This window comes from Azoarcus indigens, assembly GCF_004361735.1.
Lineage (GTDB): Bacteria > Pseudomonadota > Gammaproteobacteria > Burkholderiales > Rhodocyclaceae > Azoarcus > Azoarcus indigens.
Map to the genome: position 1 here is coordinate 1 of NZ_SNVV01000021.1, position 22,233 is coordinate 22,233.

General features: G+C 66.8%; 17 protein-coding genes and 1 pseudogene. 12 read left to right on the forward strand and 6 right to left on the reverse strand.

Annotated features, from left to right (window positions below; all coding sequences use genetic code 11):
• From C7389_RS19190 to C7389_RS19210, 5 genes and pseudogenes are all read left to right on the forward strand, one after another.
• Positions 1-170: pseudogene (locus C7389_RS19190) on the forward strand (ABC transporter ATP-binding protein); the annotation flags it as partial.
• A gap of 164 nt (positions 171-334) precedes the next feature.
• Complete coding sequence (locus C7389_RS19195) at positions 335-1,357, forward strand: ketopantoate reductase family protein (protein ID WP_133594271.1); 1,023 nt, start codon at positions 335-337, stop codon at positions 1,355-1,357.
• A 33-nt stretch (positions 1,358-1,390) separates the two neighbouring features.
• Entirely contained in the window at positions 1,391-2,164 is a 774-nt protein-coding gene (locus C7389_RS19200) for a class II aldolase/adducin family protein (RefSeq protein WP_133594272.1), read from the forward strand.
• A gap of 669 nt (positions 2,165-2,833) precedes the next feature.
• Complete coding sequence (locus C7389_RS19205; protein WP_133594273.1) at positions 2,834-4,441, forward strand: AMP-binding protein; 1,608 nt, start codon at positions 2,834-2,836, stop codon at positions 4,439-4,441.
• A gap of 137 nt (positions 4,442-4,578) precedes the next feature.
• Complete coding sequence (locus C7389_RS19210) at positions 4,579-5,115, forward strand: MarR family winged helix-turn-helix transcriptional regulator (RefSeq protein WP_133594274.1); 537 nt, start codon at positions 4,579-4,581, stop codon at positions 5,113-5,115.
• 43 nt (positions 5,116-5,158) lie between these two features.
• Here the strand turns inward: C7389_RS19210 and C7389_RS19215 are convergent, their stop codons facing one another.
• Positions 5,159-5,896 (reverse strand): S-methyl-5'-thioinosine phosphorylase, encoded by a 738-nt coding sequence (locus tag C7389_RS19215; protein ID WP_133594275.1) that lies wholly within the window; start codon positions 5,894-5,896, stop codon positions 5,159-5,161.
• Positions 5,897-6,039: 143 nt separating this feature from the next.
• Between C7389_RS19215 and typA the strand changes: the two genes are divergently transcribed.
• Positions 6,040-7,854 (forward strand): translational GTPase TypA, encoded by a 1,815-nt coding sequence (typA, locus tag C7389_RS19220; RefSeq protein WP_133594276.1) that lies wholly within the window; start codon positions 6,040-6,042, stop codon positions 7,852-7,854.
• A 100-nt stretch (positions 7,855-7,954) separates the two neighbouring features.
• Here the strand turns inward: typA and galU are convergent, their stop codons facing one another.
• From galU to smc, 4 genes are read right to left on the reverse strand one after another with little or no spacing between them, the layout of a single operon-like run.
• Positions 7,955-8,830 (reverse strand): UTP--glucose-1-phosphate uridylyltransferase GalU, encoded by an 876-nt coding sequence (gene galU, locus C7389_RS19225; protein ID WP_133594277.1) that lies wholly within the window; start codon positions 8,828-8,830, stop codon positions 7,955-7,957.
• Positions 8,831-8,873: 43 nt separating this feature from the next.
• Positions 8,874-10,889, reverse strand: a complete 2,016-nt coding sequence (gene ligA, locus C7389_RS19230) for an NAD-dependent DNA ligase LigA (protein ID WP_133594278.1) — start codon at positions 10,887-10,889, stop codon at positions 8,874-8,876.
• Between the two features lie 3 nt (positions 10,890-10,892).
• Positions 10,893-11,987, reverse strand: a complete 1,095-nt coding sequence (locus tag C7389_RS19235) for a cell division protein ZipA (RefSeq protein WP_133594279.1) — start codon at positions 11,985-11,987, stop codon at positions 10,893-10,895.
• Positions 11,988-12,016: 29 nt separating this feature from the next.
• Positions 12,017-15,550, reverse strand: a complete 3,534-nt coding sequence (smc, locus tag C7389_RS19240) for a chromosome segregation protein SMC (protein WP_133594280.1) — start codon at positions 15,548-15,550, stop codon at positions 12,017-12,019.
• 124 nt (positions 15,551-15,674) lie between these two features.
• On the opposite strand from smc, the gene dapC reads away from it, so the two are divergent.
• The 6 genes from dapC to C7389_RS19270 all read left to right on the forward strand — a co-directional run bounded on the left by dapC (position 15,675) and on the right by C7389_RS19270 (position 21,616).
• Positions 15,675-16,868 carry a succinyldiaminopimelate transaminase gene (gene dapC, locus C7389_RS19245; RefSeq protein WP_133594281.1) on the forward strand — a complete coding sequence of 398 codons (1,194 nt, stop codon included), beginning with the start codon at positions 15,675-15,677 and terminating at the stop codon, positions 16,866-16,868.
• Positions 16,869-16,904: 36 nt separating this feature from the next.
• A complete protein-coding gene (dapD, locus tag C7389_RS19250) occupies positions 16,905-17,729 on the forward strand; it encodes a 2,3,4,5-tetrahydropyridine-2,6-dicarboxylate N-succinyltransferase (protein ID WP_133594282.1) in 825 nt (274 codons plus the stop codon).
• Positions 17,730-17,793: 64 nt separating this feature from the next.
• Positions 17,794-18,975 carry a PilT/PilU family type 4a pilus ATPase gene (locus C7389_RS19255; protein ID WP_133594283.1) on the forward strand — a complete coding sequence of 394 codons (1,182 nt, stop codon included), beginning with the start codon at positions 17,794-17,796 and terminating at the stop codon, positions 18,973-18,975.
• Between the two features lie 14 nt (positions 18,976-18,989).
• Positions 18,990-20,135 (forward strand): succinyl-diaminopimelate desuccinylase, encoded by a 1,146-nt coding sequence (gene dapE, locus C7389_RS19260; protein ID WP_133594284.1) that lies wholly within the window; start codon positions 18,990-18,992, stop codon positions 20,133-20,135.
• Positions 20,136-20,152: 17 nt separating this feature from the next.
• Positions 20,153-21,133, forward strand: a complete 981-nt coding sequence (gene prmB / locus C7389_RS19265; protein WP_133594285.1) for a 50S ribosomal protein L3 N(5)-glutamine methyltransferase — start codon at positions 20,153-20,155, stop codon at positions 21,131-21,133.
• 24 nt (positions 21,134-21,157) lie between these two features.
• Positions 21,158-21,616, forward strand: coding sequence for a response regulator (locus tag C7389_RS19270; RefSeq protein ID WP_133594286.1), 459 nt, complete (start codon positions 21,158-21,160; stop codon positions 21,614-21,616).
• A 120-nt stretch (positions 21,617-21,736) separates the two neighbouring features.
• On the opposite strand, the gene C7389_RS19275 is transcribed toward C7389_RS19270, so the two are convergent.
• On the reverse strand, positions 21,737-22,222 hold the full coding sequence (locus tag C7389_RS19275; protein ID WP_133594287.1) for a glutathione peroxidase: 486 nt from the start codon (positions 22,220-22,222) through the stop codon (positions 21,737-21,739).
• Positions 22,223-22,233 lie beyond the last annotated feature (11 nt).

The window sequence follows — 22,233 nt, forward strand, 5'->3', positions numbered from 1 at the left end:
TGGTGGAGCAGAACGCCCGCGCGGCCCTCCAGGTGGCCGACTACGCCTATGTGCTGGAGACCGGCCAGATCGCGATGGAGGGGCCGGCGGCGCTGCTGAAGGATGATCCCAGGGTCATCGAGGCGTATCTGGGGCTGGGCGGCAAGCATCAGGAAATGCTCTCCAGCTGAGCCGGCCCGGTGGCCTTCCACCCTGACTCAAGACCGGAAGGAGCGCGCCGACCGCGCCTCCTTCCCCAAGACACAAAGCGACCGGCGATCCCGGCAAGAACAGCGGCACTCAGGCGGACCGGCAAAACAGGCCGCATTGCATGCCTAAAACCATGGAACCGACCATGACATCCCCAGCCCCCAAACAACGCATCTGCATCGCCGGCGCCGGCGCCATCGGCTGCACCATCGCCGCCCGCCTGGCCATGTCAGGGCAGGAAGTGAGCGTGCTCGCCCGTGGCGCCACGCTGGCAACCCTGCGCAGCCAGGGCATCGTCCTGACCGATCTGGAAGGCACCCATACCGTGCCGGTGAACGCCGGCTCCGCCGCCGACTTCGGCGTGCAGGACATCATCTTCCTGTGCTGCAAGTCGCAGGACATCGCCGCCCTGCTGCAGCAGATCAAGCCGCTGGTGGACGAGAATACCGTCGTCGTGCCGGCCATCAACGGCGTACCCTGGTGGTACTTCCACGGCGAGGGCGGCCGCTTCGCCGGCAGCACGGTGGAAGCGGTGGACCCGGCCGGCAGCGTGAGCGCCCTGCTGCCGCTGAGACAGATCATGGGTACCGTCGTCTTCATCACCGCCGAAGCCAGCGCGCCCGGCCAGGTAACAGCCAAGAACCCGCACCTGATGATGTTCGGCGAGCCGGACAACAGCAGCAGCGAGCGCCTGCAGCGCCTGTGCGCTGTCGTAGCCGCCGCCGGCATCGAGGCCCGGCCGCTGGAGCGCATCCGCGACAAGCTGTGGACCAAGATCATCGCCAACGCCAGCACCAACCCGCTGTCGGTGGTCGCTGGCGCCACGCTGGAGGAGCTCTACACCCGGCCGGCGCTGCGCGACACGGTGGTCGCCATCATGCAGGAGGTGCTGCTGGTGGCCGCCAGCTACGGCGCGCGGGTGGAGATCGACCCGCTCACCTTCCTCGAACTCGGCGCCGCCATGGGCCCGGTGCGCACCTCCATGCTGCAGGACTACGAGCGCGGCCGCGCGCTGGAGCTGGGCTCCATCGGCGACGCGGTGCTCGAACTTGCGGCCCGTTTCGACATTCCGATGACGGTGACGCGCAAGGTCATCGGCCTCGCCCGCTTCCACGGCGAGAAGCATTCAAGCTCCACCGCCACTCAGGCTGCCGCCGCAAGCGCCTGAACCCTCCCTCCACTCTCTCATCAAGGAACCGCCATGAACGCCGCCATCAAGCCCGCCGTCGTCAAACCGGCAAACTGCAGCGATGAAGAATGGGCCCTGCGCATCCAACTCGCCCACTGCTACCACCTGGTGGACTACTTCGGCTGGACCGAGACCATCTTCAACCACATCTCCGCCCGCCTGCCCGGCGGCGACAACTACTACCTGGTGAACCCCTTCGGCCTGAACTACACCGAAGTCACCCCGGCCAACCTGCTGAAGGTGGACCTGCAGGGCAACAAGGTGGAACCCTCGCCCTACGACGCCAACCCGGCCGGCTTCGCCCTGCACAGCGCCATCCACGGCGCACGTGAAGACATCCACTGCGTGATCCACACCCACACCAACGCGGTGTCCGCCGTGGCGCAGAAGAAGGCCGGCTTCAGCCAGGACAACTTCTACGGCGCCCAGCTGTATGGCCGCGTCGGCTACCACACCTTCGAAGGCATCACCCTGTTCGCCGAAGAGAAGGTGCGCATGCTCGCCAGCCTGGGCGACAAGCACATCCTGGTGCTGCGCAACCACGGCGTCGCCGTCGGCGAGATGGACATCGCCAAGACCTTCTTCCTGCTGTGGACGGTGCAGCGCGCAGCCGAGATCCAGTGCCACGCAGGCCAGATCCCGGGCGAAGACACCCACCTGCCGGACGCCATCGGCCAGCGCTGTGCGGACCTCACCCAAATGCTGATCCGCGATAGCGGTTTCGCGGTGAAGTTCTTCGACGCCATGGTGCGCAAGATGATCGCCGAGCGCGGGCAGCTCTGGTAAGAGCGGCGCAGGCAGCGGCGCCTGCGCGGCATGGCGCCTCTGCAACGGTCGAACGGGAGGGGCTGGTTTTCCAGCCCCTCTGCTTTTTTTGGCGCTGCTCCGGGCCGCTTGGTTTCTACAAGATAAGGATTCTCGTTTATAGCTCTGCACCCACCGACTTCCGCAGCGCATGCCTCTGCGCCAGCAGCAGTGCCACCAGACCCTGAGCACCCGGGGCCAGCAGCAGCAACTGGTAGGCGAGCCACCCAACCTGATACTCACGGTGCGTGCGCTGGTCTGAGCGCCCCAGCCGGCCTTCCCGGCGACCACCGCAGACCGCCCGACCGGCTTGTCAGCTGCTTCTCCACTCCCATTCCAGTGCGCGCCTTTTGCGCGCTGCGCCATTTCTGCCTTCCGCTAAACCTTCTCTCCCCGCGCTGCTTGGGGCGGACCACCTTGGTTTCCTGCGTCAGGCGCTCCTCCGGACAGCGCTTTCGCATGCACCGTTCTTGCCGCAGTGCAGCGCCATTTTGGGGTACCTCAAAATACTTTACATTTGAACTTTTTATTCATTGACATTGTCGAGGAGCGGGTAATAAATTGACGCCGAAGTAACTGATCCAACTCCCGAAAAACCGGCGATACCCCTCCGGTCATGCTCCATCCGCGGACCGGAACAGAGGAGACGAGATGACCCCCAGCGCGCATGTGGACGATTTCGTTCGCACCCATCAGCCCCCCGCCGACCAGTGGCCGGAACTGGTGTTCGAGACCCCGGAACTGCAGTTCCCCGAGCGGCTGAACGCCACCGTCGAACTCCTGGACCGCGCCATCACCGAAGGTCATGGCGACCGCCCCGCCATCATCGGTGCCAGCGTGCGCTGGACCTACCGCGAATTGCTCGCCCAAGTGAACCGCCTAGCCCGGGTACTGGTGGAAGACATGGGCCTGGTGCCCGGCAACCGCGTGCTGCTGCGCGGCGCCAACAGCCCGATGTTCGCCGTTTCCTGGCTGGCGGTGTTCAAGGCCGGCGGCGTCGCCGTCGGCACCATGCCGCTGCTGCGCGCCAAGGAATTGAAGGACGTGCTGAAGATCGCCCAGGTCAGCCATGCCCTGTGCGAGGCCGCGCTGGCGGAAGAGCTGATCGCCGCGCAGATGGACTGCCCGCAGTTGAAGGAAATCGGCTACTACGGCGCCGGCGGCACGCTGGAGGCCCGGATGGCGGAGAAACCCGCCGACTACATCGCGGTGGATACCGCCGCCGACGATCCGGCGCTGATCGCCTTCACCTCCGGCACCACCGGCGTTCCCAAGGGCTGCATCCACGCCCACCGCGACATCCTGGCGATGTGCGAACTCTTTCCCCGCCACTGCCTGAAGCCGGGTGCGGACGACATCTTCATCGGCACCCCGCCGCTGGCCTTCACCTTCGGCCTCGGCGGCCTGCTGTGCTTCCCGCTGTGGGCACGCGCCAGCACCGTGTTGCTGGAGAAGCTTGCGCCGGAGCCGCTGATGAAGGCCATCCAGGACTACAAGGCCACCATCTGCTTCACCTCGCCCACCGCCTACCGGCAGATGGCGGGGCTGGTCGGCAAGTACGACATCTCCAGTCTGAAGAAATGCGTCTCCGCCGGCGAGGCGCTGCCCACCGACACCCGCGACAAGTGGCGCGAGGCCAGCGGCATCCAAATCCATGATGGCATCGGCGGCACCGAAATGATCCACATCTACATCGCCTCCGGCCCGGAGGACTACCGGCCGGGCGCGCTGGGCAAGCTGCTGCCCGGCTACCGCGGCATGGTGGTGGACGAGGACATGAACCCGCTGCCGCCGGGCGAAGTGGGCAAGCTGGCGATCAAGGGCCCCACCGGCTGCCGCTACCTCGCCGACGAACGCCAGCTGAACTACGTGCGCGACGGCTGGAACCTGCCGGGCGACGCCTTCCACATGGACGAGGACGGCTACTTCTACTACCACGCCCGGGTGGACGACATGATCGTCACCTCCGGCTACAACGTCTCCAGCCCGGAAGTGGAATGGGCCCTGCTCGCCCATCCGGCGGTGGCCGAATGCGGCGTGGTCGGCGTGCCCGACCCGGACCGCGGCCAGATCATCAAGGCCTTCATCGTGCTGGCCCCCGGCTACGAGGGCAGCGAGGAAACCACCCGCACGCTGCAGGATTTCGTCAAGAACACGGTGGCGCCGTACAAGTACCCGCGAGCAATCGACTACGTCAGCAGCCTGCCCCGCACCGAGACCGGCAAGCTGCAGCGCTTCCGTCTCAAGGAGCATGGCTGAGGCGGCATGCCGCCCGAGTAGGGGAACTGCAGCGGACGATATGTTTAAACATGAATAAGTCAGTGCTGAGCTAAGGGTACAATCCCCGCCAACACTGACCGGGGCGCCAGCCGCCCCCATGAATACGGGACACCGCCATGACGCTCGCAAGCAACACACCCGCACCGGAAGACCCGCCCGACCTGCTGGAAACCATAGACCACGAAACCCGTGCCACCGATGACGACCACGAAGCGCTGCGCGTCTGGCTGCGGCTGCTGACCTGCACCAACATCGTCGAGTCCCGGCTGCGCACCGGCCTGCGCACCAGCTACGACTCCACCCTGCCCCGCTTCGACCTGATGGCCCAGCTGGATCGCCATCCGGACGGCCTCAAGATGCGCGAACTGTCACGCCGGCTGATGGTCACCGGCGGCAACGTCACCGGCCTCACCGACAAGCTGGTCGAGGAAGGCCTGGTGGAACGCCGCGACGATCCGCGCGACCGCCGCGCCTACACGGTGCACCTCACTCCCGAAGGCAAGCGCCTGTTCCGCAAGATGGCCGGCGCCCACGAGCAATGGGTGATCGACCTCTTCGCCGGCCTGGATCACGGCGAGAAGATGCAGATGCTGGAACTGCTCAACCGCCTGAAGCGTCACCTCGGCCAGATGGAAAACGGCGGCAACGCCTGAGCGCCGCCGCCGTTCCGTCCTGCTTGCCCCGCTGTGCTGGCGCTCAATCCTGGCAGAGCGCCTCCAGGATGTGCCGTACCCGGCCCATGGATTCCTGCACCACGTCCTCTATGCGCTCGAAGCGGATGCCCTCCGCGCTGGAGGCGCGGCCGGCGGCGGCATTCACCACCACGTTGATTGCCGCGTAAGGCAGGTCCAGCTCCCGCGCCAGCGCGGCTTCCGGCATGGCCGTCATGCCGATCACGTCGGCGCCGTCCCGCTCCAGCTTGTTCACCTCGGCCGCGGTTTCCAGCCGCGGCCCCTGCGTCACCGCATACACGCCGCCATCCACCGCCCCCTCGCCGGCGCGCGCCGCGGCCGTGAGCAGGCGCTGGCGCAGCGCCGCGTCGTAGGGATGGGTGAGGTCGATGTGGCGCACCGGCTCGTCGCCGCCATCGAAATAGGTATTCTTGCGGCCCCAGGTGTAATCGATGATCTGGTCCGGCACCACCAGCACGCCCGGCTCCAGATCGGCGCGGATGCCGCCGACCGAGGCCACCGACACCAGCGCGGTCGCCTTGGCGTGCTTCAGCGCCCAGATGTTGGCGCGGTAATTCACCAGATGCGGCGGAATCGTATGGCCGTAGCCGTGGCGGGCGAGAAACACCACCTGCCGGCCCGCCAGCGACCCGAAGGTGAGCGCCCCCGAAGGCTCGCCGTAAGGCGTGCGCGCCACCTCGCGGCGCACGATCTCCAGGTTGGAGAGTTGAGTCAGGCCAGTACCGCCCATGATCGCCAGCATGGTGATCCCCTCGGGGAATGAAAACGGCGCGGATTCTAGCACCGGCGCCGGCTCCCGCCCCGCCGGCCTGTCATCGAAAAGCCATGCTGCGGCGCGACAGCCCGTGTTAGAATCGACGACTTTTCAAAGACTTCCCAGCCCCCATGTCCCGCGCCATCCGCAACATCGCCATCATCGCCCACGTCGACCACGGCAAGACCACGCTGGTCGACCAGCTCCTGCGCCAATCCGGCACTTTCCGCGAAAACCAGCAGGTTGCCGAGCGGGTCATGGACTCCAACGACATCGAGAAGGAACGCGGCATCACCATCCTCTCGAAGAACTGTGCGATCCAGTACGGCGAAACCCACATCAACATCGTCGACACCCCGGGCCACGCCGACTTCGGCGGCGAGGTGGAGCGCGTGCTCTCCATGGTGGACAGCGTGCTGCTGCTGGTGGATGCGGTCGAAGGCCCGATGCCGCAGACCCGCTTCGTCACCCGCAAGGCGCTGGCGCTGGGCCTGAAGCCCATCGTGGTGATCAACAAGATCGACCGCCCGGGCGCGCGTCCGGACTGGGTCATCAACCACACCTTCGACCTCTTCGACAAACTGGGCGCCACCGAAGAGCAGCTGGACTTCCCGGTGGTGTACGCCTCCGGCCTGAACGGCTTCGCCATCATCAACGAAGACGACGAGCGCAAGGACATGCGCCCGCTGTTCGAAGCCATCCTGAAGCACGTGCCGCCGCCGGAAGTGGATGCGGACGGCCCGCTGCAACTGCAGGTCTGCTCGCTGGACTACTCCACCTACATGGGTCAGCTCGGCATCGGCCGCATCAAGCGCGGCCGCGTGCGTCCGAACCAGGAAGTGGTCGTGATGTACGGCGACGAGAACCGCGGCAAGGGCAAGATCAGCCAGATCCTGACCTTCAAGGGCCTGGAGCGCTCGCCGGCGGAAGTCGCCGAAGCCGGCGACATCGTGCTGATCGCCGGCATCGACCAGGTGAACATCGGCGTCACCCTGTGCGACCCGGATCACCTCGAAGGCATGACCCCGATCGCGGTGGACGAACCGACGCTGACCATGAACTTCATGGTGAACTCCTCGCCGCTGGCCGGCCGTGAAGGCAAGTTCGTGACCAGCCGCCAGATCCGCGAGCGCCTGGAGAAGGAACTGCTGAAGAACGTGGCGCTGCGGGTGAACTACACCAGCGACTCCGACGTGTTCGAAGTTTCCGGCCGTGGCGAACTGCACCTCACCATCCTGCTGGAGAACATGCGCCGTGAAGGCTACGAGCTGGCCGTGGGCCGCCCGCGCGTGGTCTACAAGGAAATCGACGGCGTGAAGTGCGAGCCGTACGAAATGCTGACGGTGGACGTGGAAGAAGACCACCAGGGCGGCGTGATGGAAGAGCTGGGCCGCCGCCGTGGCGAGCTGCAGGACATGCAGCCGGACGGCAAGGGCCGCGTCCGCCTGGAATACCGCATTCCCGCCCGCGGCCTGATCGGCTTCCAGGGCGAGTTCCTGACCATGACCCGCGGCACCGGCCTGGCCAGCCACGTGTTCGACGACTACAGCCCGATGGCCGGCGGCATGGCCGAGCGCCGCAATGGCGTGCTGATCTCCCAGAACGACGGCGACGCGGTCGCCTACGCGCTGTGGAACCTGCAGGACCGCGGCCGCATGTTCGTCAGCCCGGGCGAGGCGCTGTACGAAGGCATGATCATCGGCATCCACACCCGTGACAACGACCTGATCGTGAACCCGATCAAGGGCAAGCAGCTGACCAACGTGCGCGCCTCCGGCACCGACGAAGCGGTTCGCCTGATCCCGCCGATCCAGCTCACGCTGGAATCCGCCATCGAATTCATCGCCGATGACGAACTGGTCGAGATCACGCCGAAGAACATCCGCCTGCGCAAGCGTCACCTGAAAGAAGTGGACCGCAAGCGGGCCGCCAAGGCCGAAGGCTGATCCCCGCCAGGCGCGGGATGAAAAAAGGCGCTGCCGCGGCAGCGCCTTTTTCTTTTTGCGGAGCTGGCGGACGCTCCCTGCGCCGCCAGCCCGCTCCGCCTCAGCCGCGGGTGGCGAGATACTCGCCGAAGTCGCCGCCGATTTCCGGATGGCGCAGCCCCAGTTCCACCGTCGCCTTCAGGTAGCCCAGCTTGGAGCCGCAGTCGTAGCGCACGCCCTTGAACTGGTAGGCCAGCACCGCTTCCTCCTTCAGCAGCGAAGCGATGGCGTCGGTGAGCTGCAGCTCGCCGCCGGCGCCCGGCTTCAGCGCGCGCAGGTGATCGAAGATGCGCGGCGTGAGGATGTAGCGGCCGACCACCGCCTGGGTGGTGGGCGCGTCCTCAGGCTTGGGCTTCTCGACGATGCCGGTGACGCGCTGGGTGTCGCCGTTCTGGTTCTCGGTGCTGACGATGCCGTACTGGCGGGTGTCCTCGCGCGGCACGTTCATGGTGCCGAGCACGGAACAGCGGTTGTAGTTGTAGACGTTGGCCATCTGCGCCATCACCGCCTCGCCGCCGTAATTGTCCAGCAGGTCGTCCGCGAGGATGACGGCAAAGGGCTCTTCGTCGCCGACCACCGCCGAGGCGCACAGCACTGCATGCCCCAGGCCCAGCGCTTCCGCCTGGCGGATGTAGATGCAGTTCACGCCCTTGGGCACCGTCTTCTTCACCACCTCCAGCAGCTCCTTCTTGCCGCGGGCTTCGAGCTCGGTTTCCAGCTCGTAGGCCTTGTCGAAGTGGTCTTCGATGGCGCGCTTGGTGCGGCCGGTGATGAAGATCAGGTCGGTGATGCCGGCCGCGACCGCTTCCTCCACCGCGTACTGGATCAAAGGCTTGTCGACCACCGGCAGCATTTCCTTCGGGCTGGCCTTGGTCGCCGGCAGGAAGCGGGTGCCCATGCCGGCAACCGGAAACACCGCCTTGGTAACTTTCTTCATATTGCGTACGACTCCTTGTTCCTGCGTTGCGGAGGCCTGAGATTCAGGCCTCCTCCTCCAGCAGCCGGCGCAGACCATCCTCGTCGAGGATGTCGATGCCGAGTTCCTGCGCCTTGTCCAGCTTGGAACCCGCTTCCGCACCCGCCACCACGTAATCCGTCTTCTTCGACACCGAACCGGTCACCTTGCCGCCGTGTGCCTCGATCAAGGCCTTGGCCTCGTCGCGGGACATCGTCGGCAGCGTGCCGGTCAGCACGAAGGTCTTGCCCGTTGCCTTGCCGCTGGCCGGAGCGACAGGCGCCCCCTCTTCCCAGCGCACCCCTGCTGCCCGCAGCTGTTCGATCACCTCCCGGTTGTGCGGTTCGGCGAAGAACTCGGCGATGCTCTTCGCCACCACCGGGCCGACGTCCGGCACCTGCTGCAGCGCTTCCGCATCCGCCGCCATCAGCGCGTCCATGCTGCCGAAGTGCCGCGCCACATCGCGCGCGGTCGCCTCGCCGACATTGCGGATGCCGAGGGCGAAAACGAAGCGTGCGAGCGTCGTATTGCGGCTGTGTTCGATCGCCGCCAGCAGGTTCTGCGCCGACTTCTCGCCCATGCGCTCCAGGTTGGCCAGCGCCAGCACGCCCAGCTTGTAGAGGTCGGCCGGCGTCTTGATGATGGCGCCGTCCACCAGTTGCTCCACAAGCTTGTCGCCCAGCCCCTCGATGTCCATCGCCCGCCGGCTGGCGAAATGCAACAGTGCCTGCTTGCGCTGCGCCGGGCAGAACAGGCCGCCGGAGCACCGCCACACCGCCTCTTCCTCGGTCTTGACCGCGTGCGAGCCACAGACCGGACAGGTATGCGGCATCTGGAATTCGCGCTCCTGCCCGGTACGCCTGTCCATCACCGGTGCGACCACCTCGGGGATAACGTCGCCGGCCCTGCGCACGATGACCTGATCGCCGATCAGCAGCCCCTTGCGCTTGATCTCATCCTCGTTGTGCAGCGTGGCGTTGGTGACGGTGACACCACCGACGAAGACCGGCTTCAGCCGGGCCACCGGCGTCAGCGCGCCAGTGCGGCCGACCTGGATCTCGATGCCCAGCAACTCGGTGATCTCTTCCTGCGCCGGATACTTGTGGGCGACCGCCCAGCGCGGCGCGCGGGAGACGAAGCCCAGCGTCTGCTGGTCGGCGCGGCGATTCACCTTGTAGACCACGCCGTCGATGTCGTAAGGCAGGCTGGCGCGGCGCTCGCCGATGCGGCGGTAGTAGCCGAGCAAGCCTTCCGCGCCGGCAACCACATCGCGTTCCGGCGCCACCGCGAAACCCCAGGCGGCGAGCAGGTCCAGCGTTTCCGAATGGGTGGCGGGCGGCGGCATGCCCTCCAGGTCCACCATCTGGTAGGCGAAGAAACGCAGCGGGCGGCGGGCGGTGATGCGCGAATCCAGCTGGCGCAGGCTGCCGGCGGCGGCATTGCGAGGATTCACGAACACCTTCTCGCCCGCCTCCTGCTGGCGGACATTGAGGCGCTCGAAATCCGCCCGCTGCATCAACACCTCACCGCGCACTTCCACCCGCGTCGGCGCCTCGCCTTGCAGCCGCAGCGGTATGGAGCGGACGGTGCGGAGATTGGGCGAGACGTCCTCGCCGGTCATGCCATCGCCGCGGGTCGCCCCGCGTACGAAGATGCCGTTCTCGTAGATCAGCGTGATCGCGAGGCCGTCCAGCTTCGGCTCGACCGCGTACTCCACCGTTTCCCGGTCCAGCCCTTCGCGGCAGCGGCGGTCGAAGGCCTCCACTTCCTCGTCTTCGAACGCATTCGACAATGACAGCATGGGCACGCGGTGCGCCACTTCGGCGAACATTGTCGACGGCGCTCCGCCGACGCGGCGGGTGGGCGAATCCTCGGTGGCCAGTTCCGGATGCTCGGCCTCCAGAGCCTCCAGCTCGCGGAACAGGCGGTCGTACTCGGCGTCCGGCACCAGCGGCGCATCCAGTACGTAATAGGCGTGGTTGTGTCGCTCAAGCTCGACACGCAGTTGCGCCGCCCGTTCGGCAGCGGTGGGAATCGACATTTTTCAGGCGGAGAAGAGACGTTTCGCCAGCGGGCTGCCGGCGGGAATGGCATGGCTGGCCATGCGCTCCTGGAACTGGGCGATCTGGCTGCGGATCATGCCGGCGGCGTCGCTGCCGAAGGGGGCACGGTTGTCATCGACGACGATGCCGTGCAGGGCATCGGCGAACTGGTTGGCGAAATGCATCATGCGGTCGAAGGCGCCGACGCCATTGGCCACCCGCGGCACGTCGATCACCAGCGTCAGGCCGCCGGTCTGCAGGCTGCGCATGTTGTCGGCGACGAACACGCCCGGCTCCAGGTTGCTCAGGTAGAACAGCACATTGCCTTCCTCGTCCCGGGCGTGGAAGCTGCCGTCGTCGCTCAGCACCATGCCCTGGGCTTCGGCCAAGCCGCGGATCTTGGTGCCAGGGAAGGGCTGGTTGGCGGCGATCACGTTGATGCCGATCTGCACGTCCACCTCGGCGCAGAAGCGGTCCAGCGAGGTGGCGCTGCCCAGGGCCTCGGCCCGCGCCGGCAGGCCGGCCGGCACCGCCATGAAGTGGTCGGCCACCCGCTGCACGCCGCCGGAGAAGCGCATGAAGTCCGCCTCGCCGATGGGGCCCTGGCGGTCCACCAGCTGCATCGCGGCGCAGTACCAGTGGTGGGCGCCGGCATTGTGGCCATTCACCGGCTGCCACAGGTTGGAGTGATCATCGAAGGCGAACCAGCGCACCGGCTTGGACAGGCCTTCCAGCTGCTCCAGCTGTACCGGCCACAGGGCGGAAGCCGCCAGCGGCTCGATGGCTTCGATGCGGATGATGCAGTCCACCCGCGGGTCCAGCGTCTCCGGCGCTTCCGGCGCGCTGCGCTTCACCGGTGCTTCGCGCACCGGCCGCGGCGCCGGCTCGGGGGGCATGGCCTCGGTCAGGCCCGGCTCTTCGCGTTCCACTTCCCCCCCGCCTTCATGCGGTTCCAGGAGGACATCGCGATGGGAGGATTTGAAGGCCTGCTCGGCCTGCTTGCGGTGCTTGCGCTCCTGCCACTTGTTGTAGGCCAGCACGAGCACCACGAAGGCCACGCCGGCACCGATCAACCCAACCTGCAGTTCGCTATCCATAGTTCTTCTCGCGCTTCCTCTTCTCTGTGTCACGCAGCGTTGGCTTCAGCCAGCCGCAGCGCCTCTTCGATGTCGACTTCCACCACCCGGGAAACGCCCTGCTCCTGCATGGTCACCCCGACCAGCTGCTGGGCGATCTCCATGGTGATCTTGCTGTGGCTGATGAAGATGAACTGGGTGTGCGATGACATCCGCTTCACCATCTGGCCGTAGCGCTCGGTGTTGGTATCGTCCAGCGGGGCATCCACCTCGTCAAGCATGCAGAACGGCGCCGGATTGAGCTGGAACATGGAGAACACCAGGGCGATCGCGGTCAGCGCTTTCTCGCCGCCGGACAGCAGGTGGATGGAGGTGTTCTTCTTGCCCGGCGGCTGGGCGACGATCTGGATGCCGGCGTCCAGGATTTCCTCTCCGGTCAGCACCAACTCGGCCCGCCCGCCGCCGAAGAGCTGCGGGAACAGGATGCCGAACTGGCGATTGACGGTATTGTAGGTTTCCTGAAGCTGCTCGCGGGTTTCGCGGTCTATGCGGCGGATGGCGTCTTCCAGCGTGTCTATGGCCTGCAGCAGGTCGTCCGACTGGGCGTCCAGGTAGCCCTTGCGCTCGCTGGCGGACTTCAGCTCATCCAGCGCAGCGAGGTTGACCGGCCCCAGTTCGGCAATCTCCCGCGCCAGCCGGGCGACCTCGCGCTGCAGGCTGCCTTCCTTCAGGTCCGGCGTCAGCAGCGGTGTCAGGGCGACTTCGTCGGCGGCCGCTTCCTGCAGGCGTTCCTCGAACTGGCCGGCTGCCAGCTCCGCTGCCTGCACCGCCAGGCGCAACTCGGCGACGCGCTGGCGGATGGGCGCGGCTTCCTGCTCGGTACGCAGTCGCAGCTCCTCGGTCTGCTTCAGCGCACTCGCGGCCTGCTCCAGCGCATCGCGGCGGCCCGCCAGCGCGGATTCGCGGCTCAGGCGCAGTTCCAGCGCCGCCTGCAGGGCTTCGCGGCTGCGCTCGTCATCGGTGGCTTCCAGTTCTTCGCGGCGGGTCGTAGCCTCGGCCACGGTGCGTTCGATCTGCTCGGCGGCCAGCTGCAGGTTGCGGGCAATGTCGTCCAACTTGCCAGCGCACTCCCGCTCGGAGAATCGTGCTTCCTGCAGTTCGCGGGCGCAGGACTGTTCCAGCGTGCGCAGCTCGCGCAGCCCCTGCTCGCGCTCACGCAACACCTCGGTCGCCGCATCCAACCGGCCGCGCTGCAGCTCGGCCAGTTCGGCGGCGCGCTCCTGCTCCAGTTCCGCCCGTGCCAGCAACTCGCGCTCGGTGGACTCCAGGTTCACCAAATCGCCCAGGTCACGGTCCAGCTGGGCACGCCGCTCCTCGGCGCGGCTGCGCGCCTGGGTGAGTTTCAGCAGTTCGACCTGCTCGGCGTGGAGCTGGCTCTGCTCGGCCTGGATGTCGCGGCGCAGGGTGTTGGCGCTGTCCTGGATTTCAGCGGCTTGGCTTTCGGCGGCGAGCAAAGCGTCGTGGGCGCGGGTAGCTTCCGCCTCCAGCGCTTGCTGCTCGCCGGAGAGCGCGTCGATTTCGCGCTGGCGTTCCATTACGCCGTGGGTGCGGCTGTCCGGCACAAAGTGGCTGATGCCTTCGCGGGTGAGCAGTTGGCCGCGCTTGTCCACCAGCACGACGCCGGGCGAAAGCTCGCCCCGCCGCGACAGCCAGGCATCCAGACTGTCCACCGTATGGCAGCCTCGTAGCCAGGCCTGCACCAGGCCAGCCGGCGCGCCGGGCACGAGGTCTATCTTCTCCGCCAGCGGGCTGCTTCCCGCCGGCCCCGGCAGCGCAACGCCGCCCTCGGTGTCGGCGAAACCCACCGCCAAGGCTTCGGGCGGCGCTTCGTCCAGCAGATCGCGGGCCAGAGCCTCGCCGTCAGCGCCGTCGGCGACCAGCGCGCCCAGGCGTTCGCGCAGCACCGCGGCAACCGCCGCCTCCCAGCCTTCGGCCACCCGCAGCGAACGCCACAAGGGCGCGCGCTCGGCGTGACCATGCTTCTTCAGCCAGTCGCCCAGCTTGCCCTGCGCCTGCACCTTGGCCTGCAACTGCACGAGCGCATCCCGGCGGGCGCGCAGCTCGGTGAGGCGGCGCTGCACCGCGCGCTCCTGCTCCAGTGCGGCTTTGAGCGCAGCCTGGGCGTCCGGCAGGCGCACCTGCAGATCGCTCAGTGTCTGCTGGCGCATCTCCAGCGCGTCCTGCAGGGCCTCGACGCGGGCTTCGCGCTCGGCGATGAGCCCGGCGTCCGGCGCCTGGATGGCACCGCCTTCGCTCTCCAGCCGGGCGCGCCGCTGCTGCAGGGCGTCCAGCGCGCGGTTGGCGCTGGCGCGGTTGGTCTCCTCCACCCGCAGTTGTTGCTCGGTCTGGGCCAGTTCGCGGCGGGCGGCGGCGACGGTGGTGTCCGCCGCCTGCCGGGCACTCTCCAGTTCCGGCACGCGGTCGGCGATTTCGATGTGGCGCGCTTCCGCCTGCTCCGCCCGCATGGCGGCGTTTTCCGCCAGTTCCATCCAGCGCTCGCGATCCTCGGCGAGGCTCTCGCGCCGGGCGGTCCAGTGGGCGCGGTCGGTTTCGAGTTGGGCCAGCCGCGCCTCCAGGCGCTTGCGCGCATCGGCGAGGTGCTGCAGCTCGGTTTCCAGGCGGCCGACTTCGGCGGTGACGGCAAACAGGTCGCTCTGCGCCTGGTGCACCGCTTCGGAGGCGGCGAAGTGGGTTTCCCGCGCGCCTTCCACCGCCGCTTCCAGTTCCTGCAGGCGGGCGCTGTCGGTCTCTATCCGCACGGTGTTGCGGTTCAGTTCCTCGGCGACACGGTCGCGCTCGGCGCGCGCCTCGTTGCGCTTGAGCAGCCACAGCAGTTGCTGGCGTTCGACATGGGCGCTGTTGAGCTTGCGGTAGCGTTCGGCGACCTCGGCCTGGCCTTCCAGGTGGCCGATGCGCTCGCCCAGCTCCACGCGGATGTCTTCGAGGCGGGCGAGATTGTCGCGGGCATCGCCGAGGCGGCCTTCGGTTTCCTTGCGCCGCTCCCGGTACTTGGTGACGCCGGCCGCCTCTTCGAGGAAGCCACGGATGTCCTCCGGCTTGGCCTCGATGATGCGCGAGATCATGCCCTGCTCGATGATGGCGTAGGCGCGCGGACCCAGGCCGGTGCCGAGGAAGAGGTCGATGACGTCCTTGCGGCGGACGTGCACGTTGTTGATGAAGTAGCTGGACTCGCCGCTGCGGTCCAGCACACGCTTGACCGAGATCTCGGCGTAGCGCGACCACTGGCCGGCCGCACGCCCTTCGTTGTTGTCGAACACCAGCTCCACGCTGGCGCGCGACACCGGCTTGCGGGTGGTGGAACCGTTGAAGATCACGTCCTGCATCGACTCGCCGCGCAGCGCCGAGGCGCGCGTTTCGCCGAGCACCCAGCGCACCGCATCGATGATGTTGGACTTGCCGCAGCCGTTGGGCCCGACCACGCCGACCAGGGAGCCCGGCATGAGCACGGTGGTGGGGTCGACGAAGGTCTTGAAGCCGGCGAGTTTGAGCTTGGAAAGACGCACGGGGGCGAGTTCAGGTCGGCTGTATTACAGGCTCGGGCGGCGCCCGAAAGGCGCGCCATGATAACATCTTCGCCCTTTACGACCGCCCCGCCCGCAGCCCCGGACGGAGGCCAATTGTTCCAAAGTGAATCCGAATCTCGCCCGCCTCCAGACCTACCCGTTCGAGAAGCTGCGCGCCCTGTTCGCCGGCGTCCAGCCGGCCGCGGAGCTCAAGCCGATCCGCCTGTCCATCGGCGAGCCGCAGCACCCGACGCCACCCTTCATCCTCCAGGCATTGAGCGACAACTTCGCCGGCATGGCGGCCTACCCCAGCACCCAGGGCTCGGAAGCGCTGCGCGGCGCCATCGCCGGCTGGCTGGAACGCCGCTATGCGCTGCCCAGGGTGGATGCCGCCACCCAGGTGCTGCCGGTGAATGGCTCCCGCGAGGCGCTGTTCGCCTTCGCCCAATGCGTGGTGGATGGCGGCAAGCCGGGGGCCAAGGTGGTCTGTCCCAACCCCTTCTACCAGATCTATGAAGGGGCCACGCTGCTGGCCGGCGCCGATCCGGTGTTCCTGAACAATCTGCCGGAGAACAACTTCGGCTCCGATTTCGACTCGCTGCCGGAAGCGGTGTGGCGCGACGTGCAGCTCGTCTTCGTCTGCTCGCCGGGCAATCCCACCGGCCGGGTGCTGTCGCTGGACGAATGGAAGCGCTTGTTCGAACTGTCGGACCGCTACGGCTTCGTCATCGCCGCCGACGAGTGCTATTCCGAGATCTACTTCGACGACGAGGCGCGGCCGGTCGGCGCGCTGGAAGCTGCGCACGCGCTGGACCGCGGCGACTTCCGCAACATCGTGGTGTTCTCCAGCCTGTCCAAGCGCTCCAATGTGCCAGGCATGCGCTCCGGTTTCGTTGCCGGCGACGCCGCCATCCTCAAGGACTTCCTGCTCTACCGCACCTACCACGGCTGTGCGATGAGCGCGACCATACAGGCCGCCTCGGTCGCTGCCTGGAACGACGAAGCGCACGTGGCCGAGAACCGCCGCCTCTACCGCGAGAAGTTCGCCGCCGTCACGCCCATTCTGTCGCCCTGGCTGGACACCCGCCTGCCCGACGCCGGCTTCTACCTCTGGGCACGCACGCCGCTGCCGGATACCGACTTCGCCCGCCGCCTGCAGGCTGAATATAATGTGACGGTTCTGCCGGGCAGCTTCCTCGCCCGCGAGGCCGACGGCGTCAATCCAGGCGCCGGCTTCGTGCGCATCGCCCTGGTCGCCGACACCGCGGAGTGCGTGGAGGCCGCCGGCCGCATCGCCGCATTCTGCCGGGCGCTCTGACCGCCCGCCCCTGATACCAACCACGACGGAAACCCCATGTCTGCATCCCTGCAAAAGATCATCGACGACGCTTTCGAGAACCGCGCCAGCCTATCTCCCTCCGCCGCGCCTGCAGAAGTGCGCAACGCGGTGGCCGAGGTCATCGCCGGACTGGACGCCGGCAGCCTGCGGGTGGCCGAGAAGAAGGACGGCGCCTGGGTGGTCAACCAGTGGATCAAGAAGGCGGTACTGATCTCCTTCCGCCTGCGCGACAACGAAGTGATGCCGGCTGGCAGCCTCAACTTCTTCGACAAGGTGCCGACCAAGTTCGGCGACTACACCCCGGAACAGTTCGCCGCCGGCGGTTTCCGCGTGGTGCCGCCTGCCGTCGCGCGCAAGGGCAGCTACATCGCCAAAAACGTGGTGCTGATGCCTTCCTACGTGAACATCGGCGCCTATGTGGATGAAGGCACCATGGTGGACACCTGGGCCACCGTCGGCTCCTGCGCCCAGATCGGCAAGAACGTGCACCTGTCCGGCGGCGTCGGCATCGGCGGCGTGCTGGAACCCATCCAGGCCGGCCCGGTGATCATCGAGGACAATGTCTTCGTCGGTGCCCGCTCCGAAGTGGTGGAAGGCGTGGTCATCGAAGAGAACGCGGTACTGTCCATGGGCGTGTACATCGGCCAGAGCACCAAGATCTACGACCGCGAGACCGGCGAGATCCACTACGGCCGCGTGCCGGCCGGCGCCGTCGTGGTGCCGGGTAGTCTGCCTTCCGCCGACGGCAAGTACAGCCTGTACTGCGCGGTCATCGTCAAGAAGGTGGACGCCCAGACCCGCGCCAAGACCGCGATCAACGACCTGCTGCGCGGCGCCTGAGCACCGTTCAGCACCGGCGGGGCCGCGGCCCTGCCCGCATCGTCAGACGGAGATTCCGAGACCGATGATTTTCGACAAGCTGTTCCAGCTGATGGCCGAAAAGCAGGCCTCGGACATCTTCATCACCGCCGGCGCCCCGATCCACATCAAGATCCAGGGCCACACGATGCCGATCAACCAGCAGGTCATGGAACCCGCCATGATCAAGCGGATGATCTACGAGATGATGACGCCGGAGCAGATCGAACGCTTCGAACACGAGCGCGAACTCAATCTCTCCTTCGGCCGGCGGGATCTCGGCAACTTCCGTATCAACGTCTTCTGGCAGCGCAACACCGTCGCGGTGGTGATGCGCTTCATCCAGGGCGACATCCCCACGCTGGAAGAGCTCACCCTGCCGCAGACGCTGGCGGACGTGGTGATGGAGAAGCGCGGGCTGGTGCTGGTGGTGGGCGCCACCGGCTCCGGCAAGTCGACCACGCTGGCGTCCATGATCGACCACCGCAACCGCAACAAGTCGGGCCACATCCTGACGGTGGAAGACCCGATCGAGTACCTGTTCAAGCACCGCAAATCGGTGGTGAACCAGCGCGAGGTGGGCATCGACACCCAGAGCTGGCACGAGGCGCTGCGCAATGCCATGCGCCAGGCGCCTGACTGCATCCTGATTGGCGAAATCCGCGACCGCGAAACCATGCAGGCCGCCCTCGCCTACTCGCAGACCGGCCACCTCTGCCTGGCCACGCTGCACGCCAACAACGCCTACCACGCGCTGAACCGCATCGTTAACTTTTTCCCGCTGGAGAACCGGCCGCTGCTCTACCTGGACCTTGCGGTCGCGCTGAAGTGCGTGATCTCGCAGCGGCTGGCGCGCAAGCCGGATGGCCGCCGCATCCCGGCGGTCGAGATCCTGATGAACACCCGCCACATTGCCGAACTGGTCGAGCGCGGCGAGCTGAGCAGCATCAAGGAGGCAATGGAGCAGAGCCTGGCGCCCGGCTCCCAGACCTTCGAGCAGGACCTTTTCCGCCTCTATCACGAGAAAGTCATCACGCTGGATGAAGCCCTGGCCAACGCGGACTCGCCCACCAACCTCTCCTGGCTGATCAACAACGCCAAGTTCGACGACGGCCAGCTGGCGGTGCCGGCCGCCAGCACCGACACGCTGCACGATTTCGAGACCACCGAGACCGACGGCGCCTCCTTCCGCGAATTCACCCTGCACCTGGACGAGCCGTCTCGCTGAACGGCTGCTACTCAATGCCCCAACTCGACAACCCCACGCTCGCACTCGCCTGCGAGCTGATCTCCCGTTCCTCCGTCACCCCGGAGGACGAGGGCTGCCTGGAACTGATCGCCGGCCGCCTCGCCGCCCTCGGCTTCAACTGTGAGCGCATCGACACCGGCGGTGTCTCCAACCTGTGGGCCCGCCGCGGCACCGCCTCGCCGGTGCTGTGCTTCGCCGGCCATACCGACGTCGTGCCCACCGGCCCGCTGGACGCCTGGCAGAGCCCGCCCTTCGAGCCGACGATACGCAACGGCGTGCTGTACGGCCGCGGCGCGGCGGACATGAAATCCTCGCTGGCCGCCTTCGTCACCGCCATCGAAGCGTTCGTCACCGCCCATCCGGATCATGAAGGCAGCATCGCCCTGCTGCTGACCTCGGACGAGGAAGGCATCGCCACCCACGGTACGGTCAAGGTGGTCGAGGCACTGGCCGCACGCAGCGAGTTGCTGGATTACTGCATCGTCGGCGAGCCGACCTCGGTGAAGACCCTGGGCGATATGATCAAGAACGGCCGCCGCGGCTCGCTTTCCGGCACGCTGCGGGTCAAGGGCCTGCAGGGCCATGTGGCCTATCCTCATCTCGCCCGCAACCCCATCCACCAGTTCGCGCCGGCACTGGCCGAGCTGGCCACGACCCAGTGGGACGAAGGCAACGAATTCTTCCCGCCCACGACCTGGCAGGTGTCCAACATCCACGCCGGCACCGGCGCCAACAACGTCATCCCCGGCGTCTGCGAAGCACTGTTCAACTTCCGCTTCGCCTCGGTCAGCACTGCCGAGGAGTTGAAGGCACGCACCCAGGCCGTGCTGGACAAGCACGGGCTGGAGTACGAGATCGACTGGCACCTGTCCGGCAAGCCTTTCATCACCGGCCGCGGCAAACTGGTCGGCGCCATCTCCGAAGCCATACGTGAGCGCCTGGGGGTGGAGACCGAGCTCTCCACCACGGGCGGCACCTCGGACGGCCGCTTCATCGCCGACATCTGCAAGGAAGTCGTCGAGTTCGGCCCGGTAAATGCCTCCATTCACAAAGTGAACGAGTGCATCGCGGTCGATGCCATCGCTCCGCTTTCCGACGTCTATCTCGGCACGCTGCGCAAGCTGCTGCTGCCCGCCTGATCCCAGGGGAGTCCGCCATGAGCCACGATCACGACCACGACGCCGAGCACTGCGAGCACTGCGGCGACGACGGCCACCATCATGACCACGAGCACGAGAGCGGCCCGCTTGCCGAACTCGTCACCGTCCGCGATTGGCTTCGCTACGCCGTCACCCGCTTCAACCGCGGTGGCCTGTTCTTCGGCCACGGCTGCGGCGACGCCTATGACGAAGCGGTGTGGCTGGTGCTGTCCACCCTCGCCCTGCCGCTGGACCGGCTGGAGCCCTTCCTCGACGCCTGCATCCCTTCGGATGAGCGCCCGGCGCTGTACGAGGCCATCAACCGCCGCACCGACGAGCGCGTTCCTACTGCCTACCTCACCCACGAGGCCTGGCTGGGCGACTTCCGCTTCTATGTAGACGAGCGCGTCATCGTGCCCCGCTCCTTCTTCGCCGAGCTGCTGGAAGACGGTTTGTCACCGTGGATCGAGGATCCGGAGGAAGTGGTTTCCGCGCTGGACATGTGCACCGGCTCCGGCTGCCTGGCGGTGCTGATGGCGCATGCCTATCCGAACGCCGACATCGTCGCCGCCGACCTGTCGGGCGATGCACTGGAAGTCGCCGAGCGCAACGTAGCCGACTATGCACTGGAAGACCGCATCGAGCTGGTGAAGAGCGACGTTTTCAGCGCCCTGCAAGGCCGCAGCTTCGACCTCATCCTCAGCAACCCGCCCTACGTCACCGCCGAGGCGATGGACGCCCTGCCGGCCGAGTACCTGCATGAGCCGCGCATGGCCCTCGCCTCCGGCGAAGATGGGCTGGACGTGGTCCGCGTCCTGCTTGCCCAGGCCGCCGACCACCTGAATCCCGGCGGCTTGCTGGCGGTGGAAGTCGGGCATAATCGCGCCATCGTCGAAAGCGCCTTCCCCGAGTTGTCTTTCACCTGGCTGCCGGCCCGCGGGGGCGATGACATGATCTTTATCTTGCGGCGCGAGGAGCTGCCCGGCGCGCAGGCATAGCCGACCCCGCCCAGGGAGAAACGAATGGCAAGCGAACGTCCCATCCTGCTGGTGGAAGACAATCCAGACGACGAGGCGCTGACGCTGCGCGCCTTCGGCAAGAACCGCATCGCCAACCCGGTGGTGGTGGCGCGCGACGGGGTGGAGGCGATCGATTACCTGTTCGGTACCGGCGAGCACGAAGGCCGCGACCTCACCGTTACGCCGGCGGTGGTATTGCTGGACCTCAAACTGCCCCGCATCGATGGCCTGGAAGTGCTGAGGCGCATCCGCGCCGACGAACGCACTGCGCTGCTGCCGGTGGTGGTGCTCACCACCTCCCGCGAGCTGCAGGACATCCAGGAAGCCTACCGCCTGGGCGCCAACAGCTACATCCGCAAGCCGGTGGATTTCGAGCGCTTCATCCAGGCAGTCGGCCAGTTGGGCGTTTATTGGCTGTCGCTGAACGAGACGGTGGAAAGCGCGGCCAACACGCCTTATTGAGCGGCCCCCGAGCCCCCTGGGTGGTGTGCCGGAAGTCTGCCCTCTGAACGCAAAAAAGCCGGCTGATGCCGGCTTTTCTTTTTTCCGCACGCTCAGGCTCTCGCCGGATCGACACAGCGCTCACAGCAGTTTCTCGATGTCGCCCGCGAGAGACTCCGGCTTGGTCGTGGGCGCATAGCGGTCCACCACCCTTCCTTCCCTGTCCACCAGGAACTTGGTGAAGTTCCACTTGATGGCCTCGGTGCCCAGCACGCCGGGCGCGGCCTTGGTCAAGTGCACGAACAGCGGATGGGCACCCGCGCCCTTCACCTCCACCTTCTCTGACAGGGGAAAGGTGACGCCGTAATTGCGCTCGCAGAAGGCGGCTATCGCCTTGGCATCGCCCGGCTCCTGGCCGCCGAACTGGTTGCAGGGAAAACCGATGACACTGAAGCCCTTCTCCCGGTAACGTTCGTGGATGGCTTGCAGGCCCTGGTACTGCGGCGTGAAACCACACTCGCTGGCGGTATTCACTACCAGCAGGACCTGCCCGCGGAAAGCCGCCAACGGCATGAGCACGCCGTCCAGGCTGCGGGTCTCGAAATCGAAAACGGTCGGTTCGCTCATTTCGCGCTCCC